Annotated in this window: 11 protein-coding genes and 1 pseudogene; all 12 read left to right on the top strand. The window is 69.3% G+C overall.

Features of this window, described 5'->3' with window-relative positions:
- The first annotated feature begins 23 nt into the window (after nucleotides 1-23).
- The 12 genes and pseudogenes from pheT (at nucleotide 24) to tyrS (ending at nucleotide 13,899) form a co-directional block, all read left to right on the top strand.
- Nucleotides 24-2,609 (top strand): phenylalanine--tRNA ligase subunit beta, encoded by a 2,586-nt coding sequence (pheT, locus tag ACT3TD_RS10685; RefSeq protein ID WP_301441932.1) that lies wholly within the window; start codon nucleotides 24-26, stop codon nucleotides 2,607-2,609.
- Between the two features lie 86 nt (nucleotides 2,610-2,695).
- Nucleotides 2,696-3,724, top strand: coding sequence for an N-acetyl-gamma-glutamyl-phosphate reductase (argC, locus tag ACT3TD_RS10680; protein ID WP_301441931.1), 1,029 nt, complete (start codon nucleotides 2,696-2,698; stop codon nucleotides 3,722-3,724).
- 13 nt (nucleotides 3,725-3,737) lie between these two features.
- Entirely contained in the window at nucleotides 3,738-5,006 is a 1,269-nt protein-coding gene (gene argJ / locus ACT3TD_RS10675; protein ID WP_301441930.1) for a bifunctional glutamate N-acetyltransferase/amino-acid acetyltransferase ArgJ, read from the top strand.
- Nucleotides 5,007-5,023: 17 nt separating this feature from the next.
- On the top strand, nucleotides 5,024-5,959 hold the full coding sequence (argB, locus tag ACT3TD_RS10670) for an acetylglutamate kinase (protein WP_301441929.1): 936 nt from the start codon (nucleotides 5,024-5,026) through the stop codon (nucleotides 5,957-5,959).
- Nucleotides 5,952-7,142 carry an acetylornithine transaminase gene (locus ACT3TD_RS10665; RefSeq protein WP_301441928.1) on the top strand — a complete coding sequence of 397 codons (1,191 nt, stop codon included), beginning with the start codon at nucleotides 5,952-5,954 and terminating at the stop codon, nucleotides 7,140-7,142. Before argB ends, ACT3TD_RS10665 begins: the two co-directional genes overlap by 8 nt.
- On the top strand, nucleotides 7,139-8,038 hold the full coding sequence (gene argF, locus ACT3TD_RS10660; RefSeq protein ID WP_301441927.1) for an ornithine carbamoyltransferase: 900 nt from the start codon (nucleotides 7,139-7,141) through the stop codon (nucleotides 8,036-8,038). Before ACT3TD_RS10665 ends, argF begins: the two co-directional genes overlap by 4 nt.
- Nucleotides 8,023-8,511 (top strand): annotated as a pseudogene (locus ACT3TD_RS10655) (arginine repressor); the annotation flags it as partial. The gene argF and the pseudogene ACT3TD_RS10655, both read left to right, overlap by 16 nt.
- Nucleotides 8,512-8,626: 115 nt before the next feature.
- Nucleotides 8,627-9,826 (top strand): argininosuccinate synthase, encoded by a 1,200-nt coding sequence (locus tag ACT3TD_RS10650; RefSeq protein WP_301441925.1) that lies wholly within the window; start codon nucleotides 8,627-8,629, stop codon nucleotides 9,824-9,826.
- A gap of 33 nt (nucleotides 9,827-9,859) precedes the next feature.
- Nucleotides 9,860-11,290: an argininosuccinate lyase gene (gene argH / locus ACT3TD_RS10645; RefSeq protein ID WP_301441940.1), complete on the top strand. Its 1,431-nt coding sequence runs from the start codon at nucleotides 9,860-9,862 to the stop codon at nucleotides 11,288-11,290.
- 258 nt (nucleotides 11,291-11,548) lie between these two features.
- Nucleotides 11,549-12,421 carry a 23S ribosomal RNA methyltransferase Erm gene (erm, locus tag ACT3TD_RS10640; RefSeq protein WP_301441924.1) on the top strand — a complete coding sequence of 291 codons (873 nt, stop codon included), beginning with the start codon at nucleotides 11,549-11,551 and terminating at the stop codon, nucleotides 12,419-12,421.
- Nucleotides 12,422-12,425: 4 nt separating this feature from the next.
- Nucleotides 12,426-12,599, top strand: a complete 174-nt coding sequence (locus ACT3TD_RS10635) for a Trm112 family protein (protein WP_301441923.1) — start codon at nucleotides 12,426-12,428, stop codon at nucleotides 12,597-12,599.
- A gap of 34 nt (nucleotides 12,600-12,633) precedes the next feature.
- Nucleotides 12,634-13,899 (top strand): tyrosine--tRNA ligase, encoded by a 1,266-nt coding sequence (tyrS, locus tag ACT3TD_RS10630; protein ID WP_441579949.1) that lies wholly within the window; start codon nucleotides 12,634-12,636, stop codon nucleotides 13,897-13,899.
- The last annotated feature ends 243 nt before the right edge of the window (nucleotides 13,900-14,142 follow it).

Genomic DNA, 14,142 nt, shown 5'->3' with positions numbered 1-14,142 from the left:
CTAGAGGAACCGAGCACCCGTCAATGCTGATCTCACAGTCCTGGCTCACCCGCCTTCTCCAGACCTCCACCGCGCCGTTCTCCGTGCCCTCCGAGGAGCTGGACGCCGGCTTCGTGCGCGTCGGCTTCGAGACCGAGGGCTACGAGCGCATCGCCGAGACCACCGGGCCGCTCGTCTTCGGCCGGGTCGCCTCCATCGAGGAGCTCGAGGGGTTCAAGAAGCCGATCCGCTACGTGGACGTCGACGTGGCCGACGCCAACGGCACCGGCGAGCTGCAGCACATCATCTGCGGTGCGCGGAACTTCCGCGAGGGTGACATCGTCATCGTCTCCCTGCCCGGTGCGGTGCTGCCCGGCGGGTTCGAGATCAGCGCCCGCGAGACCTACGGCCGCACGTCCGAGGGCATGATGTGCTCCGCCGCCGAGCTGGGCCTGGCCAAGGTCCAGACCGCCGGCATCATCGCCATCCGTGGCGACGAGGCGCAGGACGCCCGGATCGCCGTGGGCGCGGACGCCCGCGAGTTCCTCGGCCTCGACGACACCGTCTTCGACGTCAACATCACCCCGGACCGCGGCTACGCGCTGTCCGCCCGCGGCCTCGCCCGTGAACTCGCCAGCTCCTTCTCCCTGACCTTCCGCGACCCGGCGAAGGACCCGGCGGCCGCCGCGCTGCCGACCGACCTGCTCGCCGGTCTGCCGCAGGGCACCGGGCGAGGCGATCTGCCGGAGGTGACCGTCGACGAGGCCACGAAGTGTGCCCGTTTCGGCATCCGAAAGGTCGTCGGCGTCGACCCGGCCGCCGAGTCCCCCTACTGGCTGCAGCGTGAACTGCTGCTGTGCGGTCAGCGTCCGGTCAACGCCGCGACGGACGTGACGAACTACGTCATGTTCCTGCTCGGGCAGCCGATGCACGCCTTCGACGCCGACCGCATCACCGGTGACCTGCACGTCCGCCTCGCCCCCGAGGGCAGGACGATCACCACGCTGGACGGTGTGGAGCGCACCCTGTCCGGTGAGGACGTCGTGATCTCCGACGCCACCGGCATCCAGTCGATGGCCGGGGTCATGGGAGGTTCGACCTCCGAGATCTCCGCCTCGACCACCAGCGTGTACTTCGAGGCCGCCTTCTTCGACCAGATCACCGTGGCCCGTACCTCGCGTCGCCACCGCCTGTCCTCGGAGTCCTCGCGTCGTTTCGAGCGTGGCACCGACCCGGCGGTCATCGAGGCCGCCCTCGACTTCGCCGTCGCCCTGCTGACCCGCATCGCCGGTGGCGAGGTCGTCGCCGGTGTCAGCCTGGTCGGTGAGGTTCCCGCCATGCCGGTGATCGACATGCACACCTCGCGTCCGGGCAAGACCGCCGGGATGATCTACCCGACCGGCACCACCGTCTCCCGGCTCACCGAGGTCGGCTGCACGGTCCGTGAGACCGGGGAGCGCGACGCGAACGGGGCCAAGGCCATCGAGGTCACCCCGCCCACGTGGCGTCCCGACCTCACCATGCCCGCCGAGCTCGTCGAGGAGGTGCTGCGGCTCGAGGGGCTCGACAAGATCCCCTCGATCGTGCCCACCGCCCCGGCCGGACGTGGCCTCTCGCCGCGCCAGCGGATGCGCCGTTCGGTCGGTCACGCCCTGGCGTGGAACGGCTACGTGGAGATCCTGCCCAGCCCGTTCATCGCCAACGACGTCTTCGACGTCTGGGGTCTGGACGCCGACGACCCGCGCCGCTCGGCCGTCCGCGTGCTGAACCCGCTGGAGAGCGACGTGGCGACCATCGGCACGAGCCTGCTGCCGTCGATGATCGACTCACTGCGCCGCAACATCACCCGCGGTCAGCACGACGTGGCCCTCTACGGTGTCGAGCAGGTGACCCTGCCCACCGAGGTCTCGGGCACCTCGCCGATGCCCTCGGTGGCGCAGCGCCCCTCCGAGGACGAGGCGGCGACACTGCTGGCGTCACTGCCGTACCAGCCGCTCAACGTCGCGGTCATCGCCGCGGGCGACCGCGTCCTGCAGGGAACCTGGGGTGCCGCCGAGCCTTTCGAGGCGTCCGACGTGCTGGAGGCGGCGACGGTCATCGCCCGCGCCGCCGGCGTCGAGGTCACCCTGCGCAACGCGGAGTACCTGCCGTGGCACCCCGGACGCTGCGCCGAGATCGTCGTGGGTGGCGCAGGCGAAGCGGCGTGGGAGACCGTGGTCGGCCACGCTGGTGAGCTGCACCCGCAGGTCTGCGAGCGGGCCGGTCTGCCGAAGCGGACCGTGGCGCTGGAGATGAACCTCGACGCGTTGCCGCTGGCGGAGTCCTTCCCGCGCCCGGTGCTCTCACCCTTCCCCGCGGTGAACCAGGACGTCGCCGTCGTCGTCGACGAGACGACCCCGGTCGCCGACGTGGAGGCCGCGCTGGTCTCCGGTGCCGGAGAACTGCTGGAGCACATCCGGTTGTTCGACGTCTACCACTCCGACGCCCTGGGCGAGGGCAAGCGGTCGCTGACCTTCACCCTGCGCTTCCGCGCCGCCGACCGCACGTTGACCGAGGACGAGGCGTCCGAGGCACGCGGCGCGGCCGTGGACGCCGCGGCGACCGCCGTCGGCGCGACGCTGCGCGGCTAGACCGCGCGGGGCAGGGGGGCGTCCTGCATAAAAACCGGATTCGTGCATAACTTGCGCTCGTGGTCGTGCGGGTGCATACTTGCACGATGATATCCATCGCAGTCGCAGGCGCCAGCGGGTACGCCGGTGGCGAGGCCCTCCGCCTCCTCCTCAACCACCCCGGCCACGGCCGGGACTTCCGGATCGGCGCACTCACCGGTGCGTCCAATGCCGGCCAGCGCTTCGGGGACCTCGTCCCCGGCCTGCCGCAGCTCGCCGACCGCACCGTCGAGGAGACCACCAATGAGGTCCTGGCCGGCCACGACGTCGCCATACTCGCCCTGCCGCACGGGGTGTCGTCCTCCCTCGACCTCGGCGACACCGTGGTGCTGGACTGCGGCGCCGACCGGCGGTTGACCGACAAGGCCGACTGGGACGCCTACTACGGCGGCGACTACCCCGGCAGCTGGCCCTACGGCATCCCCGAACTGCCCGGCAACCGCGACACCATCGCCGCGGCGTCCGGCGTCGCCGTGCCCGGCTGCTTCCCGACCGGGGCCACCCTGGCCCTGCTGCCCGCCATGGCCGCCGGCCTGATGAGCCCCGAGGTGTCCGTCGTCTCCGTCACCGGCGTCACCGGCGCCGGCAAGAAGCCCGCCGTCGCCCTGCTGGGCGGGGAGACGATGGGCAACGTGCGGGCCTACAAGGTCGGCACGCACCGGCACACCCCGGAGATCGCGCAGAACATCCGTCGCGTCCTGCCTGGTGGTGGTGCCGCTGGGTCCGGTGGCGCGAAGGTCACCTTCACCCCGGTCCTGGCACCGCTGGGACGTGGCATCCTGACCACCGTCACCGCCGCCGCGAACGGCAGCGCCGCCGAGTTGCGCGCCGCCTACGAGGACTACTGCGCCGACGAACCCTTCCTCCACCTGCTTCCCGAGGGCGAACAGCCCGAGGTCAAGAGTGTGGTCGGAACCAACATGGCGCACATCCAGGTCACCGTGACCGACGGTGTGGTGGTCGCCACCAGTGCGATCGACAACCTGACCAAGGGCACCGCCGGCGCCGCCGTGCAGTGCCTCAACCTGATCCAGGGCTGGTACGAGACCGCCGGCCTGCCGATGGCCGGACTGTAGGAGAACAACGGACATGAGCGATACCTTCGACCCGAACGACTCCGCGACCTTCCCGGACCACATCACCGAGCCCCGGGACACCGAGCCGGAGAACGCCGTGGAGCAGACCACCGAGGCCCTCGGCGTCACCGCCGCCGCCGGCTTCCGCGCGGCCTCGACCACCGCGGGCATCAAGCCGTCCGGCAACCCGGACATGGCACTCGTCGTCAACGACGGCCCCGAGTACACCGCCGCGGCGGTCTTCACCCGCAACCGGGTCGTCGCCTCGCCGGTGAAGCTCACCCGCGCGAACAACGACGGCACCTTCCACGCGGTGATCCTCAACGCCGGCAACGCCAACGCGTGCAACGGCGCCCAGGGCGACGTGGACGCCGCGGCCACCGCCGACGCCGTCGCGGAGCACCTCGGCGTGGCGTCCTCCGAGATCGCCGTGTGCTCCACCGGCCTGATCGGCGACACCCTGCCGATGGACAAGATCCTGGCCGGCGTGGAGACCCTGACCGGCCAGGTGGGGGACGACCGGGCGCAGTCCCCGGAGGCGGGCACCGCCGCCGCCGAGGCGATCATGACCACCGACCTGGTCAGCAAGCAGGCCGTGTACCACGGCGACGGCTGGTCCCTCGGCGGTATGGGCAAGGGTGTGGGCATGATGGCCCCCTCGCTGGCCACGATGCTGATCGTGCTGACCACCGACGCCCACGTCGAGGACCCGGCACCCGCGCTCAAGGCGTCCAGCGAGGTCACCTTCGACTGCGTCGACATCGACGGTTCCACCTCCACCAACGACACGGTGATCCTCATGGCCAACGGCGCTTCCGGCGTGACCCCCGACGACGTGGAGTTCCGCGCCGCCGTGCACGCCGTGTGCCTCGACCTGGCGCGCCAGCTCCAGGCCGACGCCGAGGGCGTGACCAAGCGGGTGGCGATCACCGTCACCGGCACCGACTCCGACGCCGAGGCGAAGACCGCCGCCCGCGTCCTCGGGCGCGACAGCCTCTTCAAGTGCGCCATGTTCGGCTCCGACCCGAACTGGGGACGCACCCTCGCCGCCGTGGGCATGGCGCCGGTGGCCATGGACCCCGACGGTATCTCGGTCAGCTTCAACGGCCACCCCGTCTGCGTGGACTCCACCGGCGCCCCCGGGGCCCGGGACGTGGACCTCTCCGGCGAGGACATCGACGTCCTCGTCGACCTCGGCACCGGGGGAGAAGGCAAGGCCACGGTCTGGACCACGGACCTCTCCCACGACTACGTCCACATCAACTCCGCCTACAGCTCCTAGACGACGAGGGAAACACCATGACCGAACCTGACCCCGAGAAGGTCGTCTACCGCGGCGCCACCGACCTCGACCCGGCGACCCGGGCGAACGTGCTCGCCGAGGCACTGCCCTGGCTGCTGCACTACCGCGACAAGATCGTGGTGGTGAAGTACGGCGGCAACGCCATGATCGACGAGGAACTCAAACAGGCCTTCGCCGCCGACATGGCCTTCCTGCGCTCGGTCGGCGCCCACCCGATCGTGGTCCACGGCGGCGGCCCCCAGATCACCGAGATGCTGGAGAAGGTCGACCTGCCCGGCGAGTTCGTCGGCGGGTTCCGGGTGACGACCCCGGAGACCATGGAGTACGTGCGCATGGTGCTCTTCGGCAAGGTCGGACGCGAACTGGTGAACCTCATCAACCAGCACGGCCCCTTCGCCGTGGGCACCTCGGGGGAGGACGCCGGCCTGTTCACCGCCGTCAAGCGCACCGCCACGGTGGACGGGGTCGAGGTCGACCTGGGCCGGGTCGGCGACATCTCCCACGTCAACGCCGAGGTGCTGATGGACCTCATCGACGCCGGACGCATCCCCGTCGTCGCCCCCTTCGCCCCCGACGAGGACGGGCTGGTCCACAACATCAACGCCGACACCGCGGCCGGCGCGCTGGCCGCCGCCGTCGGCGCGGAGCGCCTCGTGGTGCTCACCAACGTGGAGGGCCTGTACACCGACTGGCCGGACAAGAGTTCCCTGGTGTCCAGGATCGCCCCGGACCAGCTCGAGAAGATCCTGCCGGACCTGGACTCCGGCATGATCCCGAAGATGGAGGCCTGCCTGTCCGCCGTGCGCACCGGGGTCTCCGCGGCACACGTGATCGACGGACGTGAGCGCCACTCCGTGATCCTCGAGCTCATGACCGAGGGCGGCATCGGCACGATGATCGCCCGTGACGACTGGGAGTCGCCCCATGCCTGAGAACGACACGAAGAACTGGAAGTCCGGCTGGAAGTCAGCCTGGGAGTCCGCGGTGATGCCCACCTACGGCACCCCGGAGATCGAACTGGTCTCCGGCTCCGGCGCGCGGGTCACCGACGCCGACGGCCGGGAGTACATCGACCTGCTCGCCGGCATCGCGGTCAACGCCCTGGGCCACGCCCACCCGGCGATCGTGCAGGCCGTGAGCGACCAGATCGCCACGCTGGGGCATACCTCGAACATCCACGCACACCCGCAGGCCATCGCGCTGGCCACCGCCCTTCAGGGCCTCATCGCCCCGGACGCCCAGGTGTTCTTCTCCAACTCCGGCGCCGAGGCCAACGAGGCGGCGTTCAAGATCGCCCGGCTCACCGGACGTGGCCGCGTGCTGGCCGCCGAACACGGGTTCCACGGCCGTACCATGGGTGCACTCGCGCTCACCGGCCAGCCGGACAAGCGGGCACCCTTCGAACCGCTGCCCGGCGGCGTGGAGTTCTACCCCTACGGGGACATCGACGCGCTGCGTTCCCTCGTCGAGCAGGACGGCCTGGTGTCTGACACCGCGGCGATCTTCCTGGAGTCGATCCAGGGGGAGACCGGCGTGGTGCCTGCACCCGAGGGTTTCCTGCGTGACGTCCGCGCCCTGTGCGACGAGTACGGGATCCTCATGGTCGTGGACGAGGTCCAGGCCGGGATGGGACGCACCGGACAGTGGTTCGGCTACCAGGTCGAGGACGTCCTGCCGGACGTCGTCACCCTGGCCAAGGGGCTCGGCGGCGGCCTGCCCATCGGCGCCTGCGTCGCCGCGACCCCCGCCGCCCAGCTGCTGGCCAAGGGCCAGCACGGTTCGACCTTCGGCGGCAACCCCGTGGCCTGCGCCGCCGGCAACGCCGTGGTCGACACGATCCGTTCCGAGAACCTTCTCGAGCACGTCGTCGAGATGGAGAAGCTGGTCCGCGCCGAACTGGAGCCGCTGGACACCGTCTCGCACATCCGCGGACGCGGCCTGATGCTCGGCGTGGTGCTCACCGAGGCCCACCCCGGGCTCGTCGGTCAGGCACTGGCCGCCGGACTGCTGGTCAACCAGCCGGCGCCGGACGTCCTGCGTCTCGTCCCCCCGTTGACCGTCACGGAGACCGACCTCCGTGAATCCCTCACCACCATCAAGGAGCTGCTGTCATGACCCGTCACTTCCTCGCCGACGACGCGGTGACCGTCGCCGAACAGGCCGAGATCCTCGACCTGGGTATGGAGATGGTCCAGGACCCCTACCGCACGAGCCTGCGTAACAAGTCCGTGGCCGTGCTGTTCGACAAGACCTCGACCCGCACCCGTTTCTCCTTCGACGTGGGCATCAACCAGCTCGGCGGACACCCCGTCGTGGTGGACTCCGGCAAGTCCCAGATGGGCAAGAAGGAGTCCTACCAGGACACCGGCGCGGTGCTCTCCCGCTTCGTGGACGCCGTGGTGTGGCGTACCGGCGCGCACCAGAACCTGCACGACATGGCGGAGACCGCCACCGTGCCGATCATCAACGCGCTGTGCGACGACTTCCATCCCTGCCAGATCCTCGCCGACCTGCTGACCATCCGTCAGCACAAGGGGGAGCTCAAGGGGCTCAAGGCCGTCTACCTCGGCGACGGGGCCAACAACATGGCCAACTCCTACATGCTCGGTTTCGCCACCGCCGGGGTGGACATCACCATCGCCGCTCCGCAGGGCTTCCAGCCCGAACAGCGTTTCGTCGACCGCGCGCAGGCCCGTGCCGACGAGACCGGTGCCACGCTGACGGTGACCGACCGACCGGACGTGACCGGTGCGGACGTGGTCATCACGGACACCTGGGTGTCCATGGGCATGGACGCCGACCGCGACACCGAGGCGCTGGCGCCCTTCCAGGTCACCGCCGAGATGATGGCGACCGCCGACAAGGACGCGGTGTTCATGCACTGCCTGCCCGCCTACCGCGGCTACGAGGTGGCCGCCGAGGTGATCGACGGTCCGCAGTCGATCGTCTTCGATGAGGCGGAGAACCGGCTCCACGCACAGAAGGCGCTGCTGGAATGGCTGCTGCGCTGAACAACCCGAACGGACCGAACAACACGGGGCCGCTGACCCGCTCGGCCCGGCAGGGACTGATCTCGCGCCTGGTCGAGGGCCGTCGTGTGACGAGCCAACGCCAGCTGCTGGACCTGCTCGCCGACGAAGGGGTCGACATCACCCAGGCCACGCTGTCCCGCGACCTGGTGGACCTCGGGGCGCGCAAGGTGCGCTCCGAGGGGCAGTCGGTCTACAGCCTCGGCTCGCCGGACGGGGAGATCCCCGCCGACGGCCCGGCACGCCTGCGCCGCATCCTCGTGGAACTCCTGGTGGGCACCGACCACTCCGGCAACACCGCGGTGCTGCGCACCCCGCCGGGCGCGGCGCAGTACCTCGCCAGCGTGATCGACCGCTCGGAGCTGCCGGAGGTGGTGGCCACCATCGCCGGTGACGACACCGTCTTCGTGCTGGCGAGGGACCCCGTCGACGGGCGTGCCCTGGCAGAGCACCTCCACGAGATCTCGGTGTCGCCGGCCCCGGCGGTTCTGTCCCCACCGGCCGTGGACGACCACGCACCAGATAGACTTGACCCAACGCAACCCTCATCCGAAAGGACCGACGAACAACATGACTGACCGCGTCGTACTCGCTTACTCCGGTGGCCTCGACACCACCGTCGCCATCCCCTACCTCAAGCAGATGACCGGCGGCGACGTCGTCGCCGTCTCCATCGACCTCGGCCAGGGCGGCGAGGACATGGAGTCCGTCCGCCAGCGCGCCATCGGCGCCGGTGCGGTCGAGTCCATCGTCGTCGACGCCCGTGACGAGTTCGCCGAGGAGTACTGCCTCCCGACCATCAAGGCGAACGCGATGTACATGAAGCAGTACCCGATGGTCTCGGCGATCTCCCGCCCGCTGATCGTCAAGCACCTCGTCGAGGCGGCGCAGCAGCACGGCGGCACCCACGTGGCCCACGGTTGCACCGGCAAGGGCAACGACCAGGTCCGCTTCGAGGTCGGTTTCATGGACACCGACCCGTCCCTGAAGATCATCGCCCCGGCCCGCGACTTCGCCTGGACCCGCGACAAGGCGATCGCCTTCGCCGAGGAGAACAACGTCCCGATCGAGCAGTCGGCGTCCTCGCCGTTCTCCATCGACCAGAACGTGTGGGGCCGTGCCGTGGAGACCGGGTTCCTGGAGGACCTGTGGAACCCGCCGACGAAGGACCTCTACGCCTACACCGAGGAGCCGTCCCTGGGACAGGCCCCCGACGAGGTCATCATCTCCTTCAAGTCCGGCAAGCCCGTGGCGATCGACGGCCGTGAGGTCACCGTGCTGCAGGCGATCGAGGAGCTCAACCGTCGTGCCGGTGCGCAGGGCGTGGGCCGTCTCGACATGGTCGAGGACCGCCTGATCGGCATCAAGTCCCGCGAGGTCTACGAGGCCCCGGGTGCCCTGACCCTGATCCGTGCCCACGAGGCGCTGGAGGACGTGACCATCGAGCGCGAGCTGGCCCGCTACAAGCGCGGCATCGACGCCGAGTGGTCCAACCAGGTCTACGACGGACTCTGGTTCTCCCCGCTGAAGCGTTCCCTGGACGCCTTCGTCGAGTCCACCCAGGAGCACGTGACCGGCGACATCCGCCTGGTCCTGCACAACGGTTCGATCGTGGTCAACGGGCGTCGCTCCGACTCCTCGCTCTACGACTTCAACCTGGCGACCTACGACACCGGCGACACCTTCGACCAGACCATGTCGAAGGGCTTCGTGGAGCTGCACGGCCTGTCCTCCAAGATCGCCAACAAGCGCGACCGCGGCGGGAAGTAAGGACATATGACCGACAAGCCGACCGAGAAGCCGATCGAGAAGCACGGCACCAACGAGGGCGCACTGTGGGGCGGCCGGTTCGCCGGCGGACCCACCGAGGCGATGGCCGCGTTGAGCAAGTCGACGCACTTCGACTGGGTGCTGGCCCCCTACGACGTGCTGGCCTCCACGGCGCACGCCAAGGTGCTGCACCGGGCCGGGCTGCTCTCCGACGAGGACCTGGCCACGATGCTCGACGGGCTCACCCGCCTGGGTGAGGACGTCGCGTCCGGCGCCTTCGGTCCGGACGCCGGCGACGAGGACGTCCACGGCGCGATGGAGCGCGGGCTGATCGACCGGGTCGGCCCGGAGGTCGGCGGTCGGTTGCGTGCGGGTCGTTCCCGTAACGACCAGGTCGCCACGTTGTTCCGCATGTGGGTGCGCGACGCGGTGCGTGAGACCACCGACGGCGTGCTCGACGTGGTCGACGCCCTGGTCGCGCAGTCCCAGGAGAACCCGGACGTGGTGATGCCGGGCAAGACGCACTTCCAGGCGGCACAGCCGGTGCTGCTGGGACACCAGCTGCTGGCGCACGCGCAGCCGTTGCTGCGCGATGTCGCCCGGTTCCGTGACCTGGACAGGCGTCTGGCCGTGTCCCCGTACGGCTCCGGCGCGCTGGCGGGTTCCTCGCTGGCGCTGGACCCGGAGGCGATTGCCGCGGACCTCGGTTTCGACTCCGCCGGCGACAACTCGATCGACGCGACGAGTTCGCGCGACTTCGCCTCGGAGACCTCCTTCGTGCTGGCGCAGGTCGCCGTGGACCTGTCGCGTCTGGCCGAGGAGATCATCGCCTGGTCGACCCCCGAATTCGGCTACGTGACCCTCGCGGACGAGTGGTCGACCGGTTCGTCGATCATGCCGCAGAAGAAGAACCCGGACGTCGCCGAGCTGATGCGTGGCAAGACCGGCCGGCTCATCGGCAACCACACCGGCCTGCTGGCCACGCTCAAGGCACTGCCGTTGGCCTACAACCGTGACCTGCAGGAGGACAAGGAGCCCATCGTCGACTCGGTGGCGCAGCTGCGGCTGCTGCTGCCGGCGATGGCCGGGCTGGTCGGCACGCTGACCTTCCACCCGCAGCGTCTGCGCGAGCTCGCTCCCGCCGGGTTCACCCTGGCCACCGACCTCGCCGAGTGGATGGTCCGCCAGGGTGTTCCCTTCCGCGACGCCCACGAGGCGTCCGGTCAGTGCGTGCGCATCGCCGAGAGCAGGGGAGTGGACCTGGTCGACCTCACCGACGACGAGCTGTCCGGCGTGCACCCGGGGCTCACCCCGGAGGTCCGCGAGGTCCTCACCGTCGACGGTGCGGTGGCATCGCGCTCGACCCGCGGCGGCACCGCCGGCGTGCGGGTCGCAGAGCAGCTCGGACGCGTCGAGGACGCGGTCGCCGACGCGCGGGTGTGGACGGGGACACCGCTGCGCTGATAGCGTCCGGTGTCATGAACACCATGTACGCCGTCAACTACACCGCCGCACGGCTCCGGTCCGCCGGAGTCGTCGGTGGGTGCACACGGCAACGCGCGTCGTCGCGCGTCACCCGGGGGAAGTAGACAACGCCAACAGGCGCACCCGCCGCTCAGCCAGTCCAGCCGGGCGGCGCTTTCGGCGTGCCCGGAACACGTCCCGGACGCAGGTCCACACCAGGACCCGTCGGGACAGCTTTTCCGCGGAGTGTGCATTTCCTTGCCTACCTACAGGCCCAACAACGGTCGTCACGAGAACGGCCAGAACTACCTCGTCAACGACGCGACGATCAGGAAGGTCGTCGGACTCGTCCACCGAGATGACGGCGATGACAGAGTTGACAGAGATGACAGAGGCGACACCGTCGAGATCGGTCCCGGTCACGGTGCGCTGACGTTCCCGCTCCAGGACCGGGTCCTGCGCGGCGGAGGCGGCGGGTCGCTGACCGTCGTCGAGATCGACCCGGACAACGTCCGGTGGCTGGAGCAGAGACTGGACCCGGCCGTCCACATCGTCGAGCAGGACTTCCTCGAGTTCCTCCTGCCCGACTCGCCGTACCGCATCGTGGGCAACCTGCCGTTCCACCTGACCACGGCGATGCTGCGACGGGTCCTGCATGCTCCGGGGTGGACCGATGCGGTGGTGATCACCCAGTGGGAGGTCGCACGGCGACGCGCCGGTGTCGGTGGCGCGACGATGATGACGGCGCAGTGGTGGCCGTGGATCACCTTCGACCTCCACGGACGGGTGCCCGCCGGGCACTTCCGTCCGCGTCCGACGGTGGACGGGGGAGTGCTGGTGATGAGTCGACGGCGCGAGCCTCTCCTCGACGTCCGGGACCGTGCACGCTACCGTGCCTTCGTTCATGGGGTCTTCACCGGGAAGGGCCACGGGATCAGGCAGATCCTGGTCCACGCGTCGCGGCGACGCGGGCCCGGCGGCATCCGCGGCCGTGGCGTGCGGGACGTGCAGGACGCACTGCGTGAAGCGGGTGTGCCGGACGCTGCACTGCCCAAGGAGCTGGACGCCACGCAGTGGGTCAGCCTGTTCACCACCCTGTGCGGACGGGGGCCGCGAATGCGGATAGACTGAGCGCATGATCGATTCCCGACTTCTCGAGATCCTCGTGTGCCCCCAGGACAAGCAGTCCCTGGAGGTCCACGGTGACTATCTGGTCAACCCACGGCTGAGCGTGGCCTATCCGGTGCAGGACGGCATCCCCGTCCTGCTCGCCGACGAAGCCGTCAGCTGGCCGCTGACCGGTATCTAACTCCATCACGGGAAGTACAGAAGGAACCACAGGAATGACCGACAACACCAACATCCTCGACGAACTGCAGTGGCGGGGCCTCGTCGCACAGTCCACCGACCTCGACGCCCTCCACGAGGAGCTCGACACCCCGACCACCGCCTACGTCGGCTTCGACCCGACGGGCCCGTCGCTGCACGCCGGGCACCTGGTGCCGCTGCTGATGCTGGCGCGTCTGCAGCGTGCCGGGCACACGCCGATCGTCATGGCCGGCGGTGCCACCGGCATGATCGGAGACCCGCGCGACGTCGGGGAGCGCACCATGCTCTCGGTCGACGAGGTCGCAGCGAACGTCGAGCGGATCAAGAAGCAGCTCGCACGGTTCGTCTCCTTCGAGGGGGGCAACGCCGCGATCCCGGCGAACAACATCGAGTGGACCGAGAAGATGACGGCCATCGACTTCCTGCGTGACCTGGGGAAGAACTTCGGCCTGAACACGATGCTCGCCAGGGACACGGTGAAGCGTCGCCTTGAGTCGGACGGGATGAGCTACACCGAGTTCTCCTACATGCTGCTGCAGGCCAACGACTTCGTGGAGCTGCGTCGCGCGCACGACTGCCGGCTGCAGATCGGTGGATCCGATCAGTGGGGCAACATCGTCTCGGGTGTCGACCTGAACCGTCGGCTGGACGGGGAGACCGTCCACGGCCTCACCGTCCCACTGGTCACGGACTCGGAGGGACGCAAGTTCGGTAAGTCCACCGGTGGCGGCAAGCTCTGGCTCGACCCGGAGATGACCAGCCCGTACAGCTGGTACCAGTACTTCCTGAACGCGGCGGACGCCGACGTGATCCGTTACCTGCGTTGGTTCACCTTCCTCGACCAGGTCGAGCTGGACCGGTTGGCGCAGGAGGTGGCTGAGCGACCGTTCAAGCGGGAGGCCCAGCGGGTGCTCGCCCGTGAGATGACGTCCCTGGTCCACGGTGACGAGGCGGTGGCGAAGGTCGAGAAGGCTGCGGAGGCACTCTTCGGTAAGGCAGAACTCGCCGAGCTCGACGAGCAGACCCTGGGAGGTGCACTGTCGGAGACCGAGGTCGCCGAGGTCGCACCGGGGACCGGGGTCGTGGGCCTGTTGGTCGCCACCGGACTGGAGAAGTCGAAGGGTGCTGCTCGCCGGACGATCGGTGAAGGTGGTGCCTACGTGAACAACGTGCGCGTCTCCGACCCGGAGTGGGCACCGGGTTCGGAGGACCTCCTGGCCGGTGACTGGCTCGTGCTGAGGAAGGGCAAGAAGCGCTTCGCCGGCGTGCACGTCGGCTAGAACATCCCTTCCACGGAAGGAGAAATGGCCCCGCAACCCGCTGACCAGCGAAGTTGTGGGGCCATCGGCATGTGTGTAGATTAATGCGAGTCAGCGAGACACCGGGACACAGTCCGGGTGGTGCTGGCACGAGGTGCACACTTCATCGGCTGTTAACCGCCGGGTTGCGTACTCGCAACGTGATGGTGTACCTTGAATCTCAGCCGCAACGGCGTCCCCTTGATTCTTCTTGGTGGGTTAGTT

The organism is Corynebacterium sp. AOP36-E1-14 (assembly GCF_052377495.1).
Lineage (GTDB): Bacteria > Actinomycetota > Actinomycetes > Mycobacteriales > Mycobacteriaceae > Corynebacterium.
This window is presented reverse-complemented; position numbering and strand designations above follow the sequence as displayed.